The 24,980-nt window shown below is 42.9% G+C and carries 24 protein-coding genes and 1 tRNA gene; 21 read left to right on the top strand and 4 right to left on the bottom strand.

Annotated features, from left to right (window positions below):
* Nucleotides 1-97 precede the first annotated feature (97 nt).
* From ACXX53_RS11615 to ACXX53_RS11560, 12 genes are all read left to right on the top strand, one after another.
* Nucleotides 98-496 (top strand): NusG domain II-containing protein, encoded by a 399-nt coding sequence (locus tag ACXX53_RS11615; RefSeq protein ID WP_458568817.1) that lies wholly within the window; start codon nucleotides 98-100, stop codon nucleotides 494-496.
* Nucleotides 497-587: 91 nt separating this feature from the next.
* Nucleotides 588-845: a hypothetical protein gene (locus ACXX53_RS11610; RefSeq protein ID WP_458568816.1), complete on the top strand. Its 258-nt coding sequence runs from the start codon at nucleotides 588-590 to the stop codon at nucleotides 843-845.
* Between the two features lie 294 nt (nucleotides 846-1,139).
* Nucleotides 1,140-1,850 (top strand): hypothetical protein, encoded by a 711-nt coding sequence (locus tag ACXX53_RS11605; RefSeq protein ID WP_458568815.1) that lies wholly within the window; start codon nucleotides 1,140-1,142, stop codon nucleotides 1,848-1,850.
* Between the two features lies 1 nt (nucleotide 1,851).
* Nucleotides 1,852-2,211, top strand: a complete 360-nt coding sequence (locus ACXX53_RS11600; protein WP_458568814.1) for a hypothetical protein — start codon at nucleotides 1,852-1,854, stop codon at nucleotides 2,209-2,211.
* Nucleotides 2,212-2,214: 3 nt separating this feature from the next.
* Nucleotides 2,215-3,162, top strand: a complete 948-nt coding sequence (locus tag ACXX53_RS11595; protein WP_458568813.1) for an FAD:protein FMN transferase — start codon at nucleotides 2,215-2,217, stop codon at nucleotides 3,160-3,162.
* Nucleotides 3,162-3,734 (top strand): ferric reductase-like transmembrane domain-containing protein, encoded by a 573-nt coding sequence (locus ACXX53_RS11590; protein WP_458568812.1) that lies wholly within the window; start codon nucleotides 3,162-3,164, stop codon nucleotides 3,732-3,734. The genes ACXX53_RS11595 and ACXX53_RS11590 overlap by 1 nt, the downstream gene beginning before the upstream one ends.
* Nucleotides 3,709-4,401, top strand: coding sequence for a response regulator transcription factor (locus tag ACXX53_RS11585; protein WP_458568811.1), 693 nt, complete (start codon nucleotides 3,709-3,711; stop codon nucleotides 4,399-4,401). The genes ACXX53_RS11590 and ACXX53_RS11585 overlap by 26 nt, the downstream gene beginning before the upstream one ends.
* Nucleotides 4,382-5,698, top strand: coding sequence for a sensor histidine kinase (locus ACXX53_RS11580; protein ID WP_458568810.1), 1,317 nt, complete (start codon nucleotides 4,382-4,384; stop codon nucleotides 5,696-5,698). Before ACXX53_RS11585 ends, ACXX53_RS11580 begins: the two co-directional genes overlap by 20 nt.
* A gap of 39 nt (nucleotides 5,699-5,737) precedes the next feature.
* Nucleotides 5,738-6,226 carry a DUF2231 domain-containing protein gene (locus ACXX53_RS11575; protein ID WP_458568809.1) on the top strand — a complete coding sequence of 163 codons (489 nt, stop codon included), beginning with the start codon at nucleotides 5,738-5,740 and terminating at the stop codon, nucleotides 6,224-6,226.
* Nucleotides 6,227-6,574: 348 nt separating this feature from the next.
* Nucleotides 6,575-6,961 carry a BlaI/MecI/CopY family transcriptional regulator gene (locus ACXX53_RS11570; protein WP_458568808.1) on the top strand — a complete coding sequence of 129 codons (387 nt, stop codon included), beginning with the start codon at nucleotides 6,575-6,577 and terminating at the stop codon, nucleotides 6,959-6,961.
* A gap of 2 nt (nucleotides 6,962-6,963) precedes the next feature.
* The gene (locus ACXX53_RS11565; RefSeq protein WP_458568807.1) at nucleotides 6,964-9,156 is read left to right on the top strand and encodes a M56 family metallopeptidase; all 2,193 of its coding nucleotides are present in this window, start codon (nucleotides 6,964-6,966) and stop codon (nucleotides 9,154-9,156) included.
* Between the two features lie 96 nt (nucleotides 9,157-9,252).
* The gene (locus ACXX53_RS11560) at nucleotides 9,253-9,582 is read left to right on the top strand and encodes a hypothetical protein (RefSeq protein WP_458568806.1); all 330 of its coding nucleotides are present in this window, start codon (nucleotides 9,253-9,255) and stop codon (nucleotides 9,580-9,582) included.
* Nucleotides 9,583-9,665: 83 nt separating this feature from the next.
* On the opposite strand, the gene ACXX53_RS11555 is transcribed toward ACXX53_RS11560, so the two are convergent.
* Nucleotides 9,666-10,796, bottom strand: a complete 1,131-nt coding sequence (locus tag ACXX53_RS11555; protein ID WP_458568805.1) for a serine hydrolase domain-containing protein — start codon at nucleotides 10,794-10,796, stop codon at nucleotides 9,666-9,668.
* 242 nt (nucleotides 10,797-11,038) lie between these two features.
* Here ACXX53_RS11555 and ACXX53_RS11550 point away from each other — a divergent pair, with 242 nt between their 5' ends.
* Nucleotides 11,039-11,611 (top strand): hypothetical protein, encoded by a 573-nt coding sequence (locus tag ACXX53_RS11550; RefSeq protein ID WP_458568804.1) that lies wholly within the window; start codon nucleotides 11,039-11,041, stop codon nucleotides 11,609-11,611.
* 353 nt (nucleotides 11,612-11,964) lie between these two features.
* On the top strand, nucleotides 11,965-12,690 hold the full coding sequence (locus tag ACXX53_RS11545; RefSeq protein WP_458568803.1) for a bZIP transcription factor: 726 nt from the start codon (nucleotides 11,965-11,967) through the stop codon (nucleotides 12,688-12,690).
* A gap of 828 nt (nucleotides 12,691-13,518) precedes the next feature.
* Here the strand turns inward: ACXX53_RS11545 and ACXX53_RS11540 are convergent.
* Nucleotides 13,519-13,595, bottom strand: a tRNA-Arg gene (locus ACXX53_RS11540).
* A 273-nt stretch (nucleotides 13,596-13,868) separates the two neighbouring features.
* On the opposite strand from ACXX53_RS11540, the gene ACXX53_RS11535 reads away from it, so the two are divergent.
* The 5 genes from ACXX53_RS11535 (at nucleotide 13,869) to ispG (ending at nucleotide 19,682) form a co-directional block, all read left to right on the top strand.
* Entirely contained in the window at nucleotides 13,869-14,816 is a 948-nt protein-coding gene (locus ACXX53_RS11535) for a hypothetical protein (protein ID WP_458568802.1), read from the top strand.
* A 190-nt stretch (nucleotides 14,817-15,006) separates the two neighbouring features.
* Nucleotides 15,007-16,287 (top strand): trigger factor, encoded by a 1,281-nt coding sequence (gene tig, locus ACXX53_RS11530; RefSeq protein ID WP_458568801.1) that lies wholly within the window; start codon nucleotides 15,007-15,009, stop codon nucleotides 16,285-16,287.
* Nucleotides 16,288-16,673: 386 nt separating this feature from the next.
* On the top strand, nucleotides 16,674-17,270 hold the full coding sequence (clpP, locus tag ACXX53_RS11525; protein WP_458568800.1) for an ATP-dependent Clp endopeptidase proteolytic subunit ClpP: 597 nt from the start codon (nucleotides 16,674-16,676) through the stop codon (nucleotides 17,268-17,270).
* A gap of 12 nt (nucleotides 17,271-17,282) precedes the next feature.
* Nucleotides 17,283-18,530 (top strand): ATP-dependent protease ATP-binding subunit ClpX, encoded by a 1,248-nt coding sequence (gene clpX / locus ACXX53_RS11520; protein ID WP_458568799.1) that lies wholly within the window; start codon nucleotides 17,283-17,285, stop codon nucleotides 18,528-18,530.
* Nucleotides 18,531-18,572: 42 nt separating this feature from the next.
* On the top strand, nucleotides 18,573-19,682 hold the full coding sequence (gene ispG, locus ACXX53_RS11515; RefSeq protein ID WP_458568798.1) for a flavodoxin-dependent (E)-4-hydroxy-3-methylbut-2-enyl-diphosphate synthase: 1,110 nt from the start codon (nucleotides 18,573-18,575) through the stop codon (nucleotides 19,680-19,682).
* Nucleotides 19,683-19,789: 107 nt separating this feature from the next.
* On the opposite strand, the gene ACXX53_RS11510 is transcribed toward ispG, so the two are convergent.
* Both ACXX53_RS11510 and ACXX53_RS11505 read right to left on the bottom strand, forming a co-directional pair.
* Nucleotides 19,790-20,194 carry a bactofilin family protein gene (locus ACXX53_RS11510; RefSeq protein ID WP_458568797.1) on the bottom strand — a complete coding sequence of 135 codons (405 nt, stop codon included), beginning with the start codon at nucleotides 20,192-20,194 and terminating at the stop codon, nucleotides 19,790-19,792.
* Nucleotides 20,195-20,227: 33 nt separating this feature from the next.
* A complete protein-coding gene (locus ACXX53_RS11505) occupies nucleotides 20,228-21,262 on the bottom strand; it encodes a peptidoglycan DD-metalloendopeptidase family protein (RefSeq protein WP_458568796.1) in 1,035 nt (344 codons plus the stop codon).
* A 319-nt stretch (nucleotides 21,263-21,581) separates the two neighbouring features.
* Here ACXX53_RS11505 and ACXX53_RS11500 point away from each other — a divergent pair, with 319 nt between their 5' ends.
* Together ACXX53_RS11500 and lonB are read left to right on the top strand one after the other, a co-directional pair.
* Nucleotides 21,582-23,018, top strand: a complete 1,437-nt coding sequence (locus ACXX53_RS11500) for an alanine/glycine:cation symporter family protein (RefSeq protein WP_458568795.1) — start codon at nucleotides 21,582-21,584, stop codon at nucleotides 23,016-23,018.
* A 170-nt stretch (nucleotides 23,019-23,188) separates the two neighbouring features.
* Entirely contained in the window at nucleotides 23,189-24,904 is a 1,716-nt protein-coding gene (lonB, locus tag ACXX53_RS11495) for an ATP-dependent protease LonB (RefSeq protein ID WP_458568794.1), read from the top strand.
* The last annotated feature ends 76 nt before the right edge of the window (nucleotides 24,905-24,980 follow it).

The following is a 24,980-nucleotide window of genomic DNA, read 5'->3' as shown; positions in this document are numbered from 1 at the left end:
ACAAGGAATCTTGTAGGTTCATTTATACGTGTATTCATAAGCTATCCCGCCTTGAAAGTGCTGAGCTATAAGAAGAGATGTGATGAAGTTGAATGCTATGAAATTAAAAAAAGGAGATTACATCCTGATATCCACAGTACTGTTTGTTGCGGCGATCATTTACGGGATCTATGCTCTTCAACCCGCTCCTGAGGAGATTCCTTCAGGGGAAGCCTACGCACAAATTCAAGTGGATGGCGAGATCTATCAGAATGTAAAACTCACACAAGAGACGCAGTGGATTGAGATTAATACCAATAGAGGCTATGATCTGCTTCGAGTTCGTGATTATGGCATCGAAGTTGTAGAGTCAGATTGCCCGGAAAAGATATGCTTTTCTTATGGACATATTACGAAGCCAAATGAAGAGATTATTTGTTTGCCGCTTCGCATGTACATCACTATCGTCAGCGATACCCCAAGCGATGAGGATGGATTAGATGCTATTGTTTCGTAAACTCGCTCCCTCCAAAGACGGTCAATGGATTTCATTAAGTAAGATTCCATCTTAACCAGGTTTATCGTACGGATGAAAGGAGGTGAACATCATGAAAACGAAAATTATCGCTATCGTAGGAGCTGCGGTTCTGACGCTTGGTATTGGAACGGCTGCTTATGCTGCGGGGGTAGGTCCTTCTACATTCAATGACATGCTTCCCTTCATGAAAGAAATGCATCCGAATCTCAATGATTCCGAGTTAGAGCAAATGTATAACAATTGTCATCAAAGAGCAGGAAATGCGGATACTCAAGGCATGATGCGAAACAACTCTATGATGCAAAGAACGAATGCAGGATCGATTTAATTTCGATTTGCTTCTGTGTGAGAGACTGTCTGCGGACAGTCTTTTTTTATATGTCTTATTGTAATATGAAGTGCGACAGTTACCATTAAATAAAAAAATGGTTCATGTTGATTCGCATAAAATGGAGTACCACAACTGTACCATATCCTCATAGTTAAGGTTAGGTTCCTCTCTAAATAGCTTTTTCGATCAATATCCCTTATTGGTAGTAAGATAATGGATGGTTTCTCATGTAATTATCAGAATCAAGTTTTATACTGACTATAAAATTTGAACGATAAAGGGGGATTACATGTGAAAGAAGACGTTCGATTACTTAATTCAGTATTCAAAAAAATGGCAACACGTGTTGCTCTGATCGCTGCTGTCGTGATGATGTTAGGAATTGTGTTTAATTACAATCAATCACTTATATATGCGGATCACGACAAAGATGAACAAGCAGAGCATGAAGATTACAAAGAAAAACATGAGTACGAAGATCACGATGAGAAACAAGAGCATAAAGATCACAATGAAAAACGTGAGTATGATAGAGATGAGAAAACTAAAGAAGAAAATAAATATGATGAAGATCAAGCTTCTTATGCTCCATTGTCTCAAGATAGTTACAATACTCAAACCGATGCGGCAGTAACCCTTCAAGTGGATACTCACGATCCAGTAAAGTTGACTGGCTTTATACAAGATAGCATTGTTTATTTACCTGCTGTATCAGTTTTAGAGCAGCTAAATATCGAATACGTTTGGTATGAAAACATTGATGCCTTGGAAATGTTTATCCCTGAAAAAACAGCTTCAGGTAGAATGCAAGATTGTATTTTTCGTTCTGAACAGAATGTAATATTCGTTGATGGTAATAAATACGAGATGAGATTAGCCCCTTTGATGAAGGGGAATCAATTATATGTCTCTGCTAAAACGCTAGCTTTATTAACGAATTATCAGATGACAAAGGTGGCTCAATCGGATGGCTGGTTGATGACATGGAAAGGAGAAAACTGATATGAATCGCAATATTACAAAATGGGTTATAGGTGTTTCAAGTGTGGCTTTGTTTACGGGTTTACTGTATGCGGAAGGTCAAATTAGCGGTAAGAACCAGACAGATACAGGTCTTGAGGCCAGAGGCATTTCAAATGGCGTAAATTACAATGTTCATTCAAATAGTAGCAAGGATTTGCTTACAGGATTTTTTACCGATGAACAAGATATATCGAAGCTGACAAATATGAATCCAGAACAACAAGAACAGAGAGAATCATGGATTTCTGACTTGGATTGGGAGCAAAAGGAATTAACAATTACGCCAAGAAAAGTTTTGTCTACTGAACAGAGGAGTCCATTGCGAACACGGAGATCTTAAATGATGGAAACTATATTTCGTGCAATGAATACAAACGTACACGTGACAGTCGAAGATGTTCCTGCTTTCACTGATTGGGAATATAAGGTTCATAATCTGTTTCTTGAAATTGAAGAAATAGCTTCTAGGTTTAAAGTAAACAGCGAATTATCACGTTGGAATGCATCGCCTATTGGTAAACCTTATTTGCTAACGAAGCAGTTCTACAATTTGTTAGCGTATGCATGGGAATGCGCCGTGCAAACTGATTTTAAATTCAATCCCCTTGTTGGAACGGTTCTAAACGAAATGGGGTATGATCGTTCCTTTGAAAAGCTTGAGCGTGTAAAGCAAGAAATTGATCGAACTTATCCTTTAGAGACAACTCCGATGGAAGATATGGTTGGACTTCATGCATTATCATTTTTAAGTGATCAACAGATGGTAACCAAGCATAAACAAGTGATTGTCGATCTTGGCGGAATCGGGAAAGGATGGACAGTTGATCTTGCTTATCGATTGCTGAGAGATGAGCTTCAGTTTCAAGCAGGGGCTATCGATGCAGGCGGGGATATTAGGGTTTGGAGTGATGGGGAGCCTTGGCAGGTAGGTATCCAGCATCCAACGAATGAAGAGCAGGAATTGATTCAGCTTTGGGTAAAGCAAGGAGGAATAGCAACATCTAATGTAATGTATCGTAGATGGATTCATCTTGAACATGTCTACCATCACATCATAGATGGTCAAACATTACAAGCAGCTAATACGGATGTTGTGCAAGCAACCGTATTGGCACCATCAACGGCATTAGCTGAAGTTGTGTCCAAGGTGATATGTATGCTACAGGCATCTGAAGTTAATGAATGGGTATCTTCGCACTTAGAAGGAGTCGGATATATTTTCATCACCAAAAGTGGGGAGATCAAGCTTAATCGCGAAGTGAAAAACTATATAGAGGAGCTGAAGTGGTAGTGACGAATGTATTCTCTACATGGAGTGTCATTAAGGCTGCTGGAATAAGCTCTTATTTGATGTTATTCATCTCGGTAATTATGGGAACGTTCGGTTATAGTAAGCTAGTACCTGCTAAGTATCGAAGCCTGTTATTATTCTTTCATCAATGGACAGGGTGGTTTGGATTTTTACTTGGAGTACTACATGGAACCGTACTCTTAATAGATACGTATGAACCTTTCACAATTACGGAATTGTTGATTCCATTTTATTCACATTACAAATCAGCAGGTACAGGCTTAGGCATTCTTGCATTATACATATATGTTGCTGTATTGGTGACGTCTGATTGGATGAAAATGTTTGGAAAAAAGGTTTGGAGGACCGTGCACTACTTTCCTTTTGTCGCTTACATTCTTTCTTTACTTCATGGACTACTAGTAGGATCAGATTCATCGCAAACAGCAATGCAAATGATCTATGCTGTAACTGGCATTTTATTTATTGTGGTTATGGTAGTTCGTATGGGATGGAGAAATCAATCAAATGAAAGGGAGCATAACCATGCACATACTACTGGCAGAAGATGATCTTCGACTTGGACCGCTCATTGTTCATATGCTGAGTAAAGAAGGGCATGCTGTTGATTGGGTGAAAGACGGAATAGAAGCATTAGATTATATGGAAACGACTAGCTATGATTTAGTTATTCTTGATTGGATGATGCCTAGAATGGATGGAGTAATGCTATGCAAACGATTAAGAATGGATTCCTATTCAGGCGGTATTATTATGTTGACCGCGAAAGATACATTAAATGATCGAATCAATGGCTTGGACGCTGGGGCAGATGACTATATCATGAAACCATTTGAGTTCACTGAATTGTTTGCGCGGATTCGTTCGCTGTCACGACGAATCGTACAAGTGATTCAAGATGAATGGATCGAGATTGGCTCCTATCGGCTGTTGATAAATGAACGATCCCTTGCTTGTGAAGATATGAAGCTCGGACTAACGATTCGAGAATTTCAGTTGATAGAGCTGTTAATGAGAAACTGTGGGAAAGTACTGCCTAGACAAGTGCTCATTGATCGAATATGGGGATATGATACGGATGTGAATAGCAATACATTAGATGCTTTAGTCAAGCAACTAAGAAAGAAGTTAGAGTATTCAACGGGAGACATGCATCTCAACAATATACGAGGTACAGGGTATAAGCTGGAGGTTTCGGATGTTTGCTCGAACGAGTAGTAAGCTGATGTTGTTTTTTGCAGTCATGATGATACTGTTTTTGCTAGCTGTAAATATATCTAGTTATTTTCTGCTGTCATCGATTATTTATAGAGAGCAACAACTAAAGTTAGAAACGATCGTGAGTAATGAATGGAATGAGCACGCTGTTGAATTGCTGGCTAAACGAGAGAAGGAAGTGAAGGGGAGTAAACATAAGGAAAAAGAGGATGAATCAGATGATGATATTGAGATTCCACTTCGTCCTTTCTATTTGGTACTTGACCATAAAGGACATATTGTAAAAACGGACGCAGTTAATGGGGAACTTGCTCATGACATTAGCGATGAACTTGAAGATTGGATTCCGAAGGAAAACGAAACGTTACATCTAGTGTATAACATTGAAGATTCCAATATCCATCTTCTACTAGCAGGTAAGCCTGTTTACAGCGGAGATGAATATGTTGGCAATATTATAGCGGGAATGGATGTAACTGAGCAGAATCGATTGCTCGAACAGGTTATGTTTACTCAGATCATTATATCTATTGTCTTTTTAATTGTGTCCATTGCTATAGGTTATATGATGTCACGTCGAGCAATGAAGCCCATTATGCGATCATTCGAGAAGCAACAAAAATTTACGGCTGATGCATCTCATGAATTACGAACACCCCTTGCAGTACTCCACTCTTCGATTGAAGTGTTGGAAAGTGAGGGAGATGAGAACCGGTCTCTATTCAGCAAACAAGTTTTACAGGACATGAAAGATGAAGTTAAGCGTATGACCCGATTGGTTTCAGATCTCCTCACATTAGCTAGAGCAGATGCTTCTGCTGTGAAGCTGTCCTTCATTGAATTTGAACTTGATGAGGAGTTGGAAAGAGTATTTAGGAATTTCCAGCCCATGTCAGAGCAGCGATCGATAGAAATTGTTAAGACTGGAGAGTCAAAAGTGCTACTACATGCCGACCAGGAGAGATTTAGGCAACTACTAGTTATCTTGCTTGATAATGCTATGCAGTACACGAACCAAGGTGGACATATTACGATCGAAACGGCAGTGAAAGGAAGAATGCTTACGCTGCGAGTGAAGGATACGGGAATTGGTATTCCAGAAGATAAAATGAAGGATATTTTTGAACGCTTTAATCGATTAGATGCATCTCGTAATCGAGCTCAAGGACATGCAGGTTTAGGCCTATCCATTGCGAAATGGATTGTGGAGGCTCATCGAGGGGTGATTAAAGTTGAAAGCAAAGTGGGGGAAGGAAGTACGTTTATTATTGTAATGCCAATTGTATCATTGAAGTGATGAGAAGAAGGTCTTCGAACAAAAGGAGAGAAGGATCATATGAGTACACCGTTGCATCCGTTAATCGTTCATTTCCCTATTGCATTGTTGGTAATTGGTGCTGTTCTTCAAATAAGTGCTCTATGGAAGCCGAAACTATTAAACAATATCGCGAATGTTTTTCTGATATTAGGATGGTTGACAGGTATAGTAGCTTTTATGACAGGTGATGGTGGAGAAAGATATGCAGAGGAAGTATTTGGTGCGGAAGGATCAGCAATTGGAATACACGAAACATTTGCACAGATGACCTTGCTCATATTTGGGTTTATAATCATCATAAAACTTTACCAGGCACTCCCCTACATTCCGCGACTTAAGAAGTATGCAAAGTATAGCTTTTCAAAGGTGTTTATTCCTGTATTACTTATATTATCATTAGCTGGGGGCACATTAGTATTTCTCACAGGACACTATGGTGGGAATTTAGTATATCACGATTCAATACCTACGAATCACAGTATGAAGTTATCATCTGATCACAAATGATATTTGAAATCTTGATACTAATACTCAATAGGATTTATCAAAATTTAATCTTTGCTTGTTTTATCATGCTGTTTCCTGGATCCAGGAAGCAGCATGTTGCATTTTAAGGGCATAATTGGTGGATATGCTAAAGCAAAGGAGGGCTTGAAAACTCTCATCCATGAAGAAGATCTCGATGTAAATCTGTTGATGTTTGCAGCAACCATTGGAGCTGCATCAATAGGATATTGAACTGAGGGTGGTTTTAAATTGGAAATAATTGTAGACTTCACCGTTATACGTTTGTATAATGGTAATGAAAGGCATTATACGGCCGTATAATCCTAATGTATGAGGAGGTGAATGATCTTGGATGATAAGATCGGACGACTCGGAGATGCAGAACTCGAAATCATGCTGGCCATATGGCACGGTGATCAGCCAGTGACTTCAAATTTCATTTTAGATAAACTGCAAGGCAGGCGCAAATGGGCTTTATCCACGCTGATGACATCCCTTACAAGACTGGAGAAGAAAAATTTTGTTCTCTGCGATCGCTCTACAGGTACGAATCTATATTCAGCGCTAATTAATGAAAGCGATTATAAGAATAAAGAGAGCTCGACCTTTCTGGAGAGGTTATACGACAATTCCTTCAAGAGTCTTGTTAACTCTCTCTATAGCAGCAAAGCAATTGATAAGGATGATCTTGCTGATTTACGCAAATTCCTCGATCAGATGGAGAAGGGGGATTAGTTGTGCTTACGGATCTTTTTTTGACGATTCTCGAAATTTCCTTATCCATTTCAATTGTCATATTCGTTCTATTGATGATCTCCTCCAGAATTAACAAAAGGTTCATCGCCAAATGGAAATATTGGATCTGGCTTGTAATCGCCGTTCGCTTGCTATTTCCGTTTAATCTTACTTTACCGCAGGCACCTGTGCAGATTGCGATACCTCAATCGCAGGTCATCTTCCCGCCAACACCAGCCCCAACATCGCCTGCTGCTCCCGCTAAAACAATTGATGTTGTACCTGTACTACCTGTCTTTCCAGACACCCGACCTATTCAACCTGTTAACACTCCTATCCCAGAGACCACAGCAGCAGAATCAATTACTTTACCTCAAATTGCAGCGTTATTCTGGCTTATAGGAATTATCATTTTTCTGCTCTATCATGTGAGCGGCTATCTAGTTTATAAGAAGCGAGTCTTACGTTGGGGCTATCCCAATCAACAAGAGCACCTCAACCTCATATACCAACACCTAGCAGACGAGTTAAAGATCAAAAAACAGATTACGATCATGATTAGTGAGAGTACCCACAGTCCCATGATGATGGGATTTCTAAAGCCGATCCTGCTCATTCCCGATATTCGTTACTCAGAAACAGAGTTGTATTACATTTTGAAGCACGAGCTCATTCATTATAAAAGGCGGGATATGTGGTATAAGTTAGTGCTGCTCACCGCTAACGCGTTTCATTGGTTTAATCCATTTGTCTATCTCATGTTCCGTGAAGCGAGCAAGGATCTAGAAATCTCCTGCGATGATGAAGTGCTGAAGACCGCGGATTATAAAGATCGTAAGCAATATACAGAAGTCATCTTGAACAGTATCAACGAACAAGTGAAGCGCCGTCATACGGTTCTTTCAACTGATTTTGATGGTGGTGCCAAAATGCTTAAAGAGCGTTTCTTCCATATCTTGAATACCAAACGAAAAAGACGCGGCATCTGGGGATTTATCATTTTAATCTTGTGCGTGGTAATGGTTGGGTTCATGGTAGGCTGCAAGGATCGTCCTAATCCTGTTGTTAGCACGAATTCTCCAGAGCAGATCGAAACGGAGCAGCAATATGTTAATCAAGAGCTTGGGTTTGCGCTCGCCATACCTCCAAGCTGGCAAGACAAATTTACAGCTGGTCCTAATCCAAACAACGATAAGAACATCGTCCAATTTAGCTACAATGGAGGGTTTGTATTATTTTCAATTGAGAGAATCGAAGGGGAACACATTCAGCAAGAAGAACTACCAGCAATCCCACCTATGAAGATCGTTATGCAAGGAAATGGTTTTACTTATGTATCTTATATGTCAGGGGATGTTCAAGTCCCTGTGGAAAAAGGAGAAGAAGCCATTCGCGAATATCGAACGATGTATGGCGGGGTGGATGAGCTGTTAAAGTCAATTCAACCAGTAGGCAATGAACAACCTATTGCGCATACTCAGGGCTTTAAAGTCATTGGAACGGGATACTTCAAAGCGGAAATTCCTGAGAGATGGACAATTGTTCGATCAGACAATGATTTGAGTTGGAGCTTAATGCAGGGCGATGAGCATGTAGGTGAGATTCGTTATGAAGTTTGGGATGGAAAGACAGCCTTAGTTGAGAATGAGCATACGCGTTATCAATCCATGATTATGGACTATACCAAAGCAAGTGTCGACGTGATTCCAAGTTTAGTTGACCAGCATACATTCAAGCAGATTGTTGCAAGCTTTGAATTTCGTGGGGGTGCACACTCGGTCATTGAAATGCAGTCGAATGCCGCGCGATATGTGCAGATGGGTGCAGAGAAATGGTTTGGCATGATTAAAGGCTTTAACATGCAGGATGGTGAACCTGTATCTGTCAATATTGAGCTGATGAAGTTCATACCCGATACGGATGCGACGGTTAATAAGAATCCTAATGGATTCAGGATTGAGAATTTGAACGAGATTCGCACCGTGGATGTGCAGCCTGGATGCGAAGTAGCGCCGCTTATCGACAATGTCAGTTATGGACTGTACACGACACCGAATATTGGTATTTGGATTGATGATCAGGGGCAATTAGCAAGTGAGTATGCATCTTCCACAGATGACTTTTCTAACACGTATTTTGATTTCATCGTTCAAAATGGTGCCGTTGTACAAATCTTTGGTCATTATATACCGTAGAGAGAGGGGGGATTTAGAAATATGAAGAAGAGGATACTATTTGCCATTTTCATATGTATCTTGATTACTAGTGTAGCTTGTAGTTCAAAACCTCAGATGGAAAATAAAATCATTAAGTTTAAGGTTAGTTCACTGGATGGCACCGAATATATTGAACATAAGCCAATCTTGACTGATGAGCTCTCATTATCTTTATTTACGATATTGAATAACGCATCATGGGTAGATGGAAACCTTGCTATAGAGCGTCAGGCAGATTATAAGGTGGAATCAACGAATACAGCTCCAAGTGTTGTGTATATGATATGGATTTCATCAGATAGCAGGTCGATAGACGTGATGTATGATGCTCAGCAGCAGCATGGATCGATTAGGCAAGATGACATTAAACAGTTAATAGATATATTGAAAATAAAACCATTCTAATGAAAAGAAGGAGCTGCGTATACAGCTCCTCAGGCTATCAGGAAAGTCTCGACATGTCAGGATCTTACCTAAATTCCGGTTTATTAAGAATCTGCTAACAATATATCTACAATATCCTTGCAGATCAGATAAGCTGGGGTTTGGTCATGATTAGACACCACAACAATGCTTATTCCCGCCGTCGGAACCATGCTTATATTGCAACTGACTCCTATAAATCCGCCACCATGTTCAACTACCTTGTATCCGTTATTGTTCCAAGTTGCCCATCCTAATCCGTAACTCCCATCATCATCTATTTTCCCTATAGACTCCGTCATGGCGGATATTGATTCCTTCGTCAGAAAAGATTCTTCCTGCATATAAGAAGATAAATATGTAGTGAGATCATTCGCAGTAGAATATATAAATCCCATTGGTGCCCCTATTGGATTAATCGGAAAGGGCGTACTGAATACATCCATATGAGCATCAGGTCTTACTATGTTGACAAAAGCATCTCCATTATTAGTGTAGTATGATGCGCTATTGCTATCCTGCATTACTTTTTTATAGTTCAATGTTGTTCGATCTAGGTTCAAATTCGGCACTAACTCATTTTCTAAATAATCGTTCCATCTCATACCACTGACTTTCTCAAATAAATCTGCAACAACGATATAACCATCTGTACAATAACTCCACTTCTTGCCTGGTTCACATTCTAATGTGACATTTCTTAAATACCTGGTCACATCTTCAGGAGTATGAATTCTCTCGAGATCGTCATCCGTAATCCCAAATTGACTTTTCAAGGTATCGAATGCGGTAAACTCCTGCCTATTAGGAGTAATTAGATTACCAATCGCTAGATCTCCCGGGAGCCCTGTTGTATGTGACAATAACTGCTTAACCGTAATCTGATCGCTAATGCTTTTATCCGTTGTTTGAAAGTAAGGAAGATAGTCAACAAGAGGAGCATCTAACGATACAAGATTGTCCTCAACTAATTTCATAATAGATGCCGCTGCGAAACTCTTTGATACACTTTGAATACTAACCAATGTATCCGGTGTAAAATCTATTGCATCCTCACCTAAACGTGCTTTGCCAAACCCTTTGGCGTATATTACATTACTATTTTTAGAAATTACAATGGCTCCACCCACTGGAAACTTGCTCTCACACTCATTTAAATATTGCTCTAAACTTTTATCCAAAGGTTTCTCCTCCATCAATCTGTTTTTACAACATTTACTCTACTATTTTATCATGAACGATAATTGAATATATATCCAAGCTTGGGAGATTTCAAGAGGTGTCAGATATTATTTGTTAGGGAATTGGTAGTTTGAGTTGTTCAGTGAATATTTTGATTCCCATAAGATTTTTTTAATCGTATAAAACTAATATTATAACTTGTGTGGGATAATTTGGGTGGTAAAATAAAATGTAAAAAGGAAAAGGTGCTGACTGAATGGAAGATGCTATTGACTATAAACTTTTTAGAAAAGAGCTTGTTGAATATTACACAAAAGTGCTAGAGAACTTTTCTGCTTCAGAAGACAATTATAATGTTTATGCGTTAGTGCTGGAGTCCGATGTAGGGAATAGTGATGTTCATATTTACTGGAATAATCTAAATGAACTGGACTACGTGATGAAGGAACGCTATGCTGATACGAAACACACGGTCCATGGCATTAAATACAGCATTGGCGATTTCATGCATGTGGATGATTGTATTGGGGTTGATGAATCTCGTGTTTGGGAGCTTTGCTTACAATTTGACAAATATACAGGTGCCCTGTGCGATGGACCAAATTATTCAGATGAATTATATGATTATCATTGTGAGAGATTTACTATGACTCTCATTGATGTTCTAAAAGATCTGGAACCCGTTATAAAATTACTAAATAAAACAGATGACTTTATAGCTTTTGTAACTGATAGGGGCTACGAAGATCCATTAAAGCATGCCAAGGAAACAATCCCAGATGAAATCTATAGTAAAGTGTATAAGGATTTAATTAGATCCTATATTTAATCACAACAGAGATCGTGCCCTGTCATCGTTATGATGTCGGGGCTTTTTCGTGTTGTCGGCGTTGTGATCCGATGTAAATATCTCGATTTATTCTGCACCGCTGTCACAATTCGTAGGGATCGGAAACTTTTTGGTATCTTGTTGATGATTCTGACGCAGACCGACCGTTTACTACCGATACATGTAAAGGTGAACGAGTCAGACCTTCTATGATATGTCACATTAACTACACGTAACATGTCTTATTATGTAAAATTTTACTTCTCGAAGATTCCTATATATGCGATAATACACACTGAATATAATGACTCACGAATCCATATAGCAAGCGGAAAGCATCGTATCGTGTTGTCGTGGATGAGCAAGAAGCCATCGAGGGGGATAAAATGAAAAAGAAAAAGAAAAAGATATTATTTGTATTAATGCTTACATCTCTAATACTTGTGTCAGCATGTTCTTCTGGTGATAGTGCGAGCAATCCCAATAATAATGAAGAAATAGAAGAACTAAAAACTGAGATAGAAGATCTAAAGAAGGAGAATCAGAAACTTACTGATCAACTAAAAAGTACTTCTAACAGTAATTCGGAATCAACTTCTGCCGCTCCTAGTTCAGCAGAAACAGAACAAAAAGATGAGAAACTGGCAATGAATAAGAATGAAGCATTGATAATTGACGGTGTTGCCGAATATACCATTACTAATACAAAATTCGGGAAGAAAGTAGAACCATCTAAACCAGGTAGCTTCTATACGTATTATGAATCAAAAGAGGCTGACTCCACTTATTTAGCAATAACGATAGAAGTGAAAAATCTTGGTAGCTCAGGAACGAGAGCAGATTCATTCTTAGATTGTAAGATTAAGTACGATGACAAGTATGAGTATAGTATGTTCTCTACAATCGAGGATCGAGGAGGGGAAGATTTTACTTATACGAATATCACCAGCATTGAGCCCTTAAAAAAGGGGACGTTAATATTCTTGGCGGAAGTCCCTAAAGAAGTTGAGACATCTGATAAGAGCATTACTGCACTATTAACCATCGAAGGTAAAGAATATCAATATAAAATAAGATAGTATGGAAAATAGGGTTGTCCTAAAAGTCATTTTTCTCATGTCTTTTGGGTCAACCCTTCTTTGTTTCTACACCAATAAGAAACTGCTTACCTAGTCGATGAGACTGTGAACTGGATCAGCGGTTTTTTTGTCCGATAGCACATACAGTGACAGCAAGGCCGTATAACCTGCACTTGAACGGACACAGGGGCCGCTATTTCATGATTTCGGGGCATTTTTTGAGGGCTAGCGGACACAGATGACGCTATTTGCTTCAAAACCAGCACTAAACTACTCATTCGGGTCAAATAACGGCTCTACGGTCCGCTAGTATGGCGAATTAGTGGTGTTTGCTGCAAATAGCGGCTCGTGTGTCCGCTACCGGCCCCTTAGGTAGAAAAACCCCACTTTTGGGACAGCCCCATTTATATGTAATAAACGTTTCAAAACAGGTGTAAACAGTATGCCGCAATTAAAATAACCCCGATGCTTTACTTTGCATGCGACAGGCTCGATGTATATGGCGTTCCCATCTTCCGTTATTGATTTGCCCGCACCGTAAAACAAACGTTTATATCTCGCAAACACTCCGAATTCAACTGTCCCCAAATAGGTCCGATTGTAATCCGCGAAATACCAACGTGATTTATCGAGTTCTGTTCCGCTCGCACATTGCTGCGTGCACCGCACGCTGTAACGGGGAAAAACCAAGTTATCACGCCCGCGCTTATCCACTACAGTGATCGTACTAGGTGGATTGGACAACCTATGGTACTAATGCTGAACTTAAAATATCTCTTTAGACAACAAAAAAGCCCCCGACATGTCGGGGGCTTGAGTAATTAAGTATGGCGTCCCAGGAGAGATTCGAACTCCCGACCGACGGCTTAGAAGGCCGTTGCTCTATCCAGCTGAGCTACTGGGACATATAAGCTTTTTTTGAAGAACATTTATGAATTTATCAAAATTACTGTTGTTGTGCAATAGAAATTGAAGAAATTATTGTTTTTCATATTGTGGGAAATGGGTAAAGTGGTGGTAAGTGCGTATGTTTGCGTCTCAGCAGAAGTCAAGCACATTATGGTATAATGCAGGCATACGGCGATATTTTATGAAGGAATGGTCACTATAAGAAGTGACGGGCTCTCTTCAATAAATACAGTACATAACAAGCAAAAGCAACTTCCATGTAAAGGCAGGTGTTACTTATAACAGACAGAGAAGAAGAGCATGCCCGAAAACATAATGTTGTCTTATTTCCCAAAACGTATCAGTATTATCAGGTAGAACTGACACGACTCCTCGAATCGGAACGATATGCTGAAGCTGCGGAGCTTCTGGAATTTTTGCTGCAATTTGATGGGGAAGAGGAAGATACTCGCAGTGAATGGAGCGCGTTGTATGATTGGCTTCAAATGGTGTTTCCGGAAATAAGGAACCGAAGTGAAGCTCAGGCTCAGGCACAGACCACACATATGGGGCCGGATGAGACAGAGCTTGAGGATGAGTCTGAGGAGCAGCTCTTGCAAGCTCAAGTCGCTAAGAAACTGCAAACGGACGACCAATATGTTCGTCGCTTGATGGATTCACTCAAGGATATTACATTAGATGAACGCAAATGGCTCGTGCTGGAGCAGCTGGCTAATGTCGATGATGAGGATCTGAATGATGATCTTATCTTCATAATGGAGACAGAGCCGCTTCATCCGCTCATTCAATTTGGATTGCTGCAGATACTCAAGCGAAGAGGAGCCACTGGTGCGGTTACGTTCTGGCGGGCAGGTGAGCAGATTGTCGTTCATATAGAGCACACACCGATGGACTATGCCTCATTTCCAGACAGGCTGCGATTGCCCGCTCAGTATGTTCATGATGCGGCATCCTTGCGAGAACCTTCTTTAGCCTATTTTGCTGAGGAGATGTGGCAACAATTTCTAAGAGCTATCTACGGCTCAGTGTTGTATGATCAACTGCAGGACAATGATAATTCGGATTCGAATGTCTGGGCTGCCGCACTGCATAAACTAGTCGCTGGATTCCTTCATCTGGAAGAGGAAGAGACTGAGGTGAAGCGCATGTACGCGGTCGGCGACGAGCAACGTATGCGTTATGATCAGGCGTTGAAGGAATTGATAAAGGCGCGCTGATACTATAGTATGATTTAATCATTTTACGTGTATATGAGTGGATACTATTCGTACAATATTATGTGCACGAAATCAATGGTAGAAGGACTTGCCTTGAAAAACTATTTATTGTTCGATATAATATAGTGGTTATTCGAACGTGCAAGGGTACACTCTAGCCATGCGATCTTTTTGGAGGGGAAGGCATAAAATGAAAGCAACCTGGGAAAAAATAGAGAAGAACGTTGGTGTTCTGGAAGTAGAAGTCAATGCGGAGCGCGTAACGGAAGCGTTGGATCAAGCGTTTAAGAAAGTTCAAAAGCGTGCGAACGTTCCTGGTTTCCGTAAAGGAAAAGTGCCTCGCCAAATTTTCGAAGCAAAATACGGTGTGGAAAGTCTGTACCAAGACGCCATTGATATCTTGCTTCCAGATGTTTACACACAAGCGGTTAAAGAACACGACATTCAACCTGTAGACCAGCCAGAAGTTGATGTTGAGCAATTCGGTAAAGGCCAAACATTCAAGTTCAAAGCTAAAGTTACAGTTAAGCCTGAAGCTAAGCTTGGCGAATACAAAGGTCTGAACATCGAAAAGACTGCTGTTGAAGTAACAGAAGAGGACTTGAATGCTGAACTGGAGCGCGTACAACAGCGTCAAGCTGAGTTGATCGTAGTTGACGAAGATACAGCTAAGAATGGCGACACTGTCGTGATCGACTTCGAAGGCTTTGTCGATGGCGAAGCGTTTGAAGGCGGCAAGGGTGAGCGCTACAACCTAGAGCTCGGCTCCAACTCCTTCATTCCTGGTTTCGAAGACCAATTAGTTGGCCTTGGAACAGGCGACTTCAAAGATGTTGAAGTATCGTTCCCTGAGCACTACCATGCTGAGAATCTTGCTGGCAAGCCTGCAACTTTCAAAGTTAAAGTTCACGAAATCAAGCGCAAGCAACTTCCTGTATTGGATGATGAGTTTGCTAAGGATGTTAGCGAGTTCGACACTCTTGAAGAATACAAGGCTGACTTGTCCAAGCAGATTCAAGATCGCAAGAACCGTGAAGCAGAACAAGCTCGTGAAGCTGCTGTCGTTGAGAAAGTTTCCGAAAATGCTGAGGTTGAAATTCCTCGCTCCATGATCGAAACTGAGATTCAGCACATGGTGAAGGATCTTGACAACCGTCTTCGCATGCAAGGAATGGACATCGATATGTTCTTGACACTTTCCGGTCAAACAATCGCTGACCTTCGTGAGCAAATGCAAAAAGAAGCTGACAAGCGCGTGAAGAACAACCTCGTTCTCGAGCAAGTTGCTAAAGAAGAGAACCTGACTGTTTCTGACGAAGAGTTGGCGGAAGAGCTTGAGAAGATGGCACAAGCTTACCAACGCAGTGCAGAAGAAATCCGCACGATCTTGGAGAAGAACGGCAACCTGGAGAACCTTCGTGAAGAAGCGTTGATCCACAAAACAGTTAAATTCTTGGTAGACAACAACTAATCGCATATATTGGCTGAGGATAATACCCCCGGTTCAACAGGATAAGGCACGTCAATTTTAAATTGCGTGCCTTATTTTTTCCTCACGATAGCGGCTGTAGCGATATCGAAGCAACATCATTTGCAGCCTTAGAACATGTGATGTTGCACATTTCATGAGTATGGTACATATTTGTTAGGGCATACATATTTAGATGGGCATATGATGAGTCGAGATGACTCTATTTTGCTATCTAGGCTTAGTAATGGTCGCAAGACCAGCGAAGGAACTACATATTTGCACGAACTTCACTTTAATAACAGTGTGAAAATGACATTGTTGCTGGAACATGATAAAATACAATTGTATAGGATTGTAAAGCTTGATAAAGAAAAGAGGTTAGAATCATGAACCTGGTACCTATGGTAATCGAGCAGACGAATCGAGGCGAACGCTCTTACGATATTTACTCCCGATTGCTCAAGGATCGTATTATTTTCCTTGGCAGCGCCATTGATGATGACGTGGCGAACAGCATCATTGCTCAATTGTTGTTTTTGGCGGCAGATGATCCGGAGAAGGATATTTATCTCTATATCAATTCCCCTGGCGGCTCGGTAACAGCCGGTATGGCGATTATGGATACGATGAATCACATCAAACCCGATGTATCCACGATCTGCGTTGGCATGGCTGCCAGCATGGGTTCATTGTTGCTGACAGCGGGAGCACCGAACAAACGATTTGCGCTTCCTAACAGCGAGATTATGATTCACCAGCCTCTCGGCGGTGTTCGCGGTCAAGCGGCGGACATTAAGATTCACGCTGATTGGATTCTCAAGACAAGACAGAAACTCAATCAAATCTATGTGGACCGTACCGGACAACCGCTTGAGAAGATCGAACGGGATACGGACCGCGACTACTTCATGAGTGCAGATGAAGCGAAGGAATATGGCATCGTTGATATGGTGCTTCATCCGGGATCTTCATTGCCGAAGTAAGGAGGGAAGCGAATGTTCAAATTTAATGATGAGAAGGGCCAGTTGAAATGTTCCTTCTGCGGTAAATCACAAGAGCAGGTTCGCAAACTTGTTGCGGGCCCAGGCGTATATATTTGTGATGAATGTGTAGAGCTCTGCAATGAAATTGTAGAGGAAGAACTCGGTCATGAAGACGAGGTTGATCTGAAGGATATTCCGAAGCCGAAGGAGATCCGCTCTATCCTGGATCAATATGTAATTGGTCAGGAGCAAGCTAAGAAGTCTCTGTCTGTAGCCGTATATAATCACTACAAACGAATTAATTCTCAGAGCAAGGTCGAGGATGTTGAGCTTCAGAAGAGTAACATCTTGCTGGTAGGTCCTACGGGTTCCGGTAAGACGCTGTTGGCTCAAACGATGGCTCGGATCTTGAACGTTCCATTTGCGATTGCGGATGCAACCTCCTTGACGGAAGCCGGGTATGTCGGTGAAGACGTTGAGAATATTTTGCTGAAGCTCATTCAAGCAGCTGATTACGATGTGGAGAAGGCTGAGCGAGGCATCATCTACATCGATGAGATTGATAAAGTAGCCCGCAAGTCAGAGAACCCTTCGATTACACGCGATGTATCTGGCGAAGGTGTGCAGCAAGCATTGCTTAAGATTCTTGAGGGCACAGTCGCTTCTGTTCCACCGCAAGGTGGACGCAAGCATCCTCATCAAGAGTTCATTCAGATCGATACGACGAATATCTTATTCATTTGCGGCGGAGCATTTGATGGCCTAGAGCAAATTATTAAGCGCCGTGTCGGCAAGAAAGTAATCGGTTTTAATGCTGACGGCGGACAGAAAGATCTGAAGGCTGGAGAATACTTATCGATGACGCTTCCAGAGGACTTGCTGAAGTTCGGTCTTATTCCGGAGTTCGTAGGACGTCTGCCAGTCATCTCTACACTCGAGCCGCTCGATGAGAATACATTGGTTCGCATTTTGAGCGAGCCTAGGAATGCGCTGACGAAGCAGTATCAGAAGCTGCTTGAGATGGATAACGTGAAGCTGGAATTCGAAGAGGGCGCACTAGAAGCGATTGCGCGTGAGGCGATTAAACGCAACACGGGCGCACGCGGCTTACGCGCGATCATCGAAGGAATCATGCTTGATGTGATGTATGAAGTGCCTTCGCGTGATGATATTACGACTTGCCGTATAACAGAGCAGGTTGTTCGTGAACGAATCATTCCGGAATTAACGACGGAGAAGAAGAAAGAGGAAAGCGCCTAAGGGCGCTTTTCCGTCGTTCAACCGATAGGAGGGAGAATGAACATGTATTTGCGTCAACAGACTAGACCGGTTAAAGTTGGCAACCTCACAATCGGCGGGAGCAATGAAGTACTTATTCAAAGTATGTGTACGACGAAGACCGCTGATGTTGCAGCTACAGTAGCGGAAATTCTCCGCCTTGAAGAAGCTGGATGCCAATTAGTTCGTGTAACTGTCAACAATCCAGAAGCTGCTGAAGCGATCAAGGAGATCAAGAAGCAGATTCATATCCCGCTTGTTGCAGATATTCACTTCGATTATCGACTTGCGTTGAAGGCAATTGAGAACGGAATCGATAAAGTTCGGATCAATCCGGGCAATATCGGTAAGCGCGAGAAGATTGAAGCGGTTGTAAAAGCTTGTAAGGAGCGAGGTATTCCGATTCGTATCGGTGTTAATGCAGGCTCGCTCGAAAACCATCTGCTGGAGAAGTACGGGTATCCGACTCCAGAGGCGATGGTGGAGAGTGCCTTGTTCCATATCGGCATATTAGAGGAGCTTGATTTTCACGATATCATCGTATCCTTGAAAGCTTCAGACGTGCCGATGGCAATCGCAGCTTATACGAAAGCAGCTGAGGTAATTCCTTATCCGCTGCACTTGGGTATTACTGAAGCCGGCACGCTGTTCTCCGGCACAGTTAAGAGTGCGGCAGGTCTCGGCGCGCTGTTATCGATGGGCATCGGGTCGACGATGCGCATTAGCTTGAGCGCTGACCCTGTTGAAGAAATAAAGGTTGCGCGTGAACTGCTGAAGTCATTTGGCTTGATCACGAATGCTGCGACTCTGGTATCTTGTCCGACTTGCGGTCGCTTGGATATTGACCTGTTCTCCATCGCTAACGAGGTTGAGGCATACATTGCTAACGTCAAAGTTCCGATCAAGGTATCGGTTCTCGGATGCGCTGTTAACGGACCTGGTGAGGCGCGCGAAGCTGATATCGGCATTGCGGGCGCTCGCGGAGAAGGATTGCTGTTCCGATACGGTCAGATGATCCGCAAAGTGCCGGAGGCTGAGCTGCTGAACGAGTTGAAGAAGGAAATCGACAACATTGTAGAGGTGTACGAGCGTACGGGTGAGATTCCTGGGCGCAAGCAGCATCTGCATCAATAAGTTGAGATCTTGAAGTACGAATCGTCATGATAAGTTAATATCAATAAAGAACCTCCAGTCACGCTTGCTTAGAAGCGGTGAGACTGGAGGTTTTTTGCTGTTCCAGCTTAGACGCTGGTTGAAGCGGCTGGTTCAGGTTTGGATTGACCGCCTGAGGCATGCTTCTTATCCATGTGGCTTGTTCCGTTGAAGGTTCCGCCCTCTTTAATAATGAAAGTAGCGCTCACGACATCGCCGTTAAGTCTGCCAGTAGGCTCAATAACGCAGCTCCCGCTTACGTTCACGTTGCCGTTAAGTTCGCCGGCTACAATAAGATTAGCTGCTTGTATATTGGACGACACAGAGCCGGTGTCCCCGATCATAACATCTCTCGTACAAGTGATATCTCCGACAATCTTCCCTTCAATATGCAGATCCGTTTCGCAATGAAGCTTGCCTTCAAAGCGGCTGGCTTGTCCAACAATAGTGTCTGTGCCGGGAGGGCGTTTGTTGGTCGTATTCTTATTAAACATGGACATCCTCCTACTCCTATGAACTATGAAATATTAGGGGGAAACGAGCATTGACAAGGGATCCAATGGCATATCGAGCTTATGAATTTCAAAATGCAGGTGAGGTCCTGTGCTGCGGCCCGAATTCCCCAGCTTGCCAATCTGGGTTCCCATCTTCACAGCTTGATCGTTCTCGACCAGAATCTCGGACAGATGCAAGTATCGTGTTGTTATATTCGCAGTATGACGAATAATGATGTAATTTCCTCTGGCATAATCGTACCCTGCTTCTATGACAGTCCCATCTGCGGCTGCCAGCACTGACTCGCCTATAGAGCCTCCGATATCTAGGCCGTTATGAAACGCTTCTCTTCGATTAAATGGATCATCCCTAGTCCCAAATGTCGATGTGATGCGCGTGGCTGTAGTTGGCCATAAGGTTGGTATTGCATTCAGCTCCTTCTTTATGACCTCAGCTTGTATTAACAGCTCGGGTATATCCTTATCCCATCGTAGAATGGTCGTCATCATATGATCGAGCTGCTGCAGCATGTCATCAGTTGATGAATGAGGTGCTTGAGAACCTGTGGGAGCAGGCGGTGAAACGAATTCACCTCCAACTGAATCCTGCTCTTGAGATAGAGTAGTTGGGTTTATACGTAAGGAATGCAGTCTTGGTTTCTCGCTGGATTCGGTTGATTGAACTTCCGTAGGAAGAGCAAGCTTGGCAGCGACACTGTCTGCAGATAACTGGATATATTGCTGCAGCTGTTGTTCCAGCTTAGAGACCTTATCCATTTGACTCTGCATGAGAGCAGATTCTTGATTCAGTACAGTTAGATCGGCTTCTAAAGCGGCGATTGCAGTTTGCTGCTGCTCTATCTGTGATTGCAGGGCTGCATTAATCTCTGTGAGTTCACGATTATGCTGAACATACATGATAAGCCCTGTTATGAGCGATATTATAAGACAGACCAACAGAATAATCGCGCTGATGGCGATTCGAGGAGAGATAGAAAACTGAACAGCGGGCTGGTTTGGTCCCCGCATCCAGACCCATCTCCAAGTTGTTGTTCCCTGCTTATACACGAAACTTCCTCCTCATGAGCGTCGGATCTATTTGTAAAGGATACGACTCGAATGATCGTCATACGACAAGAATTGAACATTATTTCCATAATACAAGAAAAAATGCCAATTGAACACGGTTTCAATTGGCGATTTAGAAAATTTTACATAACGATCAAAAAAAATTATCACTGGTATTATGAACTTAATTAAGTTTCAATAGGGCAAAAACTTTCACTTTCCACAAAGATAAGGTACAATCAAAAAATGTGTTATGTAAGGAAACATGACATTACACCATAAATGCGATAACTAACTACTAGAAAGGGTGCAATGCATGATGGATAAACTTAATGATTTCATCTTATTATTCAATGATAAGATGTACTTGATGCTTATTGTTGTTTTGATTGTTGCGGGAGTATGGTTCTCGTTCCGAACGGGGTTTGTCCAGCTAACGGCGATTGGCGAAACGTTCCGAATCCTTCTGGGTCGTGACACTAAAAAAGATGATGACGATACGACAGAACCATCAGAGAAGAAGAATAAGAAAGGCGTTTCCTCATTCCAGGCATTTGCGATGAGTACGGCATCACGAGTTGGTACCGGAAACCTAGCGGGCGTTGCGATTGCGATTACACTAGGGGGACCTGGTGCTGTGTTCTGGATGTGGCTTATTGCGATTATTGGCGCCGCTTCTTCCTTTATCGAATCTACACTCGCGCAAATTTACAAGGTTCGAGACGGTGAAACGTTCCGCGGCGGACCAGCTTATTACATGGAAAAAGCACTCAATGCTCGCTGGTTGGGAATTATCTTTGCTCTATTGATCACCTTCAGCTTTGGCTTCGTATTCAACTCTGTGCAGGCAAATACAGTGAGTGCATCGTTTGGCGATTTGTTTGATATTAATCCTGTGACGATAGGTATCATTCTTTCCATAATGGTCATTCTGACGATCTTCGGCGGTGTTCAGCGAATAGCGAAAGTATCGTCAGTGGTTGTTCCAGTTATGGCACTTGGATACATCGGGATTGCGGTAGTAGTTATGATTATGAACTATGAACAGATTCCTGAAGTGTTCAGTCTCATTTTCAGCAATGCGTTTGGATTCGAGGAAGCGGTGGCTGGTGGTATCGGTGCCGCTGTGATGAACGGTGTTAAGCGAGGCTTGTTCTCGAATGAGGCAGGTATGGGTAGCGCACCGAATGCTGCTGCGACAGCAACTGTAAGCCACCCTGTTAAACAAGGCTTGATTCAATCCTTTGGCGTATTTGTAGATACCCTTCTCGTGTGCAGCGCGACAGCGTTTATCATTTTGTTCTCTGGTGTTCCTACAACCGGCGAAATGAATGGAATTCAATTGACGCAGCAAGCACTTGCAGCAGAAATAGGCGATTGGGCACAATATTTCATCGGCATTGCCATCTTCCTGTTTGCGTTCAGTTCCCTGATCGGTAACTATTACTATGGTCAGAGCAACATTGAATTTATAACGAAGAAGAAAGGCTGGCTGACGGTCTATCGAATCGGCGTTGTTGCCATGGTTATGTTTGGCTCGGTAGCGAAAATTTCACTCGTATGGAATATGGCTGACTTGTTCATGGGCTTAATGGCCGTGATCAATTTGGTAGCGATCTTGTTCCTCGGGAAGTTTGCATTTGCAGCTCTTAAGGATTATCGGGAACAGCGGAAGCAAGGGAAAGAGCCGCAATTTTATAAGGATTCCGTTCCTGGTCTGAAAAATGTAGAATGTTGGGATCGTCCGAATAACTAAACTGAATATGAAATTATTGAGCAGTCAGGCTAATTGTTTGTAACCTGCTTATAAGGAATCCGGCTAAGGGCAATACTACCAAGTATTAAACTTTGCCGGATTTTTTGTGCCTATAGTGCTTTTGAAGAGAAAGTAAATGGATAAGGTACCCTTCGGGAGGATGAACAATTATGAATTTAAGTATGATCTTAATGCTGATCAACGCTTTCTTTGCGATCGTGATCGGTATATACTTCTGGAACCTGCTGCGTAGTCAGAAGTCTAATCGCAGCGCGGTTGACCGTGAATCGCGCAAGGAAATGGATAAGCTGCGCAAGATGCGCTCGATCACACTCACGAAGCCGCTCGCCGAGAAGACGCGCCCCGTGACGATGAATGACATCGTCGGTCAGCGCGATGGCCTGCGCGCTCTAAAGGCTGCGCTTTGCAGCGCTAATCCGCAGCACGTTATCGTCTACGGCCCGCCGGGAGTGGGCAAGACTGCGGCCGCCCGCGTTATTCTCGAGGAGGCGAAGAAGAACCCAAGCTCGCCATTCACGCAGGAGGCGAAGTTCACGGAGATCGATGCGACAACGGCGCGATTCGACGAGCGAGGCATAGCGGATCCGCTCATCGGTTCCGTGCACGATCCGATCTATCAAGGAGCAGGCGCGATGGGGGTTGCCGGCATTCCGCAGCCGAAGCCGGGCGCAGTGACAAAGGCGCACGGCGGCATTCTGTTTATCGATGAGATAGGCGAACTGCATCCTATCCAGATGAATAAGCTGCTTAAAGTGCTGGAGGACCGCAAAGTGTACCTGGAGAGCGCTTATTATAATTCGGAGGATACACATATTCCGACGTATATCCATGATATTTTCCAGAACGGCCTGCCTGCTGACTTTCGTCTGGTAGGGGCAACTACGCGCTCACCTCAGGAAATATCACCAGCTCTGCGTTCTCGTTGCATGGAGATATTTTTTAGACCGCTGCTAGCAGAAGAAATCGAAACGATTGCCGAGCATGCGATCAAGAAGATTGGATTCCCGCCTTCACCGGAATCGGTCAGCGTACTGAAGAAGTATGCGACGAACGGACGTGAGGCCGTTAATATCATTCAGTTGGCGGTCGGATTGGCGCTGTCAGAGGGACGTTCGAGTATTGGTGCGGCAGATGTGGAATGGGTCATCAACAGCAGTCAGATCTCACCTCGTCCGGATCGGAAGGTAGGAAGCGAGCCTCAAGTCGGTCTAGTGAACGGACTGGCGGTGTATGGACCTAACATGGGTGCTCTGCTGGAGATTGAAGTATCCGCGATCCGTGTAAAGAACGGTCAAGGCAAATATACGATTACAGGTGTGGTTGAGGAAGAGGAATTGGGCGGTGGATCACGCACGCTGCGTCGGAAGAGCATGGCGAAGGGTTCTATTGAAAATGTGCTCACCGTGCTGCGAAACAGCGGCTTTGAAACGGCTAATTTCGATCTGCACATCAATTTCCCAGGCGGTTCTCCTGTAGATGGCCCTTCGGCTGGTATAGCCATGGCCGTAGCGATTGCGTCCGCCATCAATCATTGGCCGGTGGATCACGAGCTCGCTATAACGGGTGAGATGAGCGTACATGGTCGTGTAAAGCCGGTTGGAGGCGTGCTGGCGAAGGTGGAGGCCGCATTCCAGGCTGGGGCGAAGAAGGTCATTATTCCGAAGGAAAATTGGCAGGAAATATTTGCGGGCTTAGAAGGACTGCAGGTTGTTCCCGTTGAGTATTTTGATGAAGTGCTGCGTCACACGTTCGGTTCGCAATGGCAGGAAGAATCGCTGGAGCTGCCTAAACCGTTTGAACGTACTTCAGGCGCTTCTATGCCGCTTATGCACGCTGACGCTTCCGAAGCAAGTCCCGCTGATTAACGGCGGGATTGCTCATTGGCGTTGAGTCACTCAATTTGGTACAATTGGTGAATATATAGTAGAAATTGAAATAGAC

The sequence above is a fragment of the Paenibacillus marinisediminis genome (assembly GCF_054343325.1).
The sequence above is the reverse complement of the archived record's forward strand: the minus strand, read 5'-3'. Positions and strand labels throughout refer to the sequence as shown.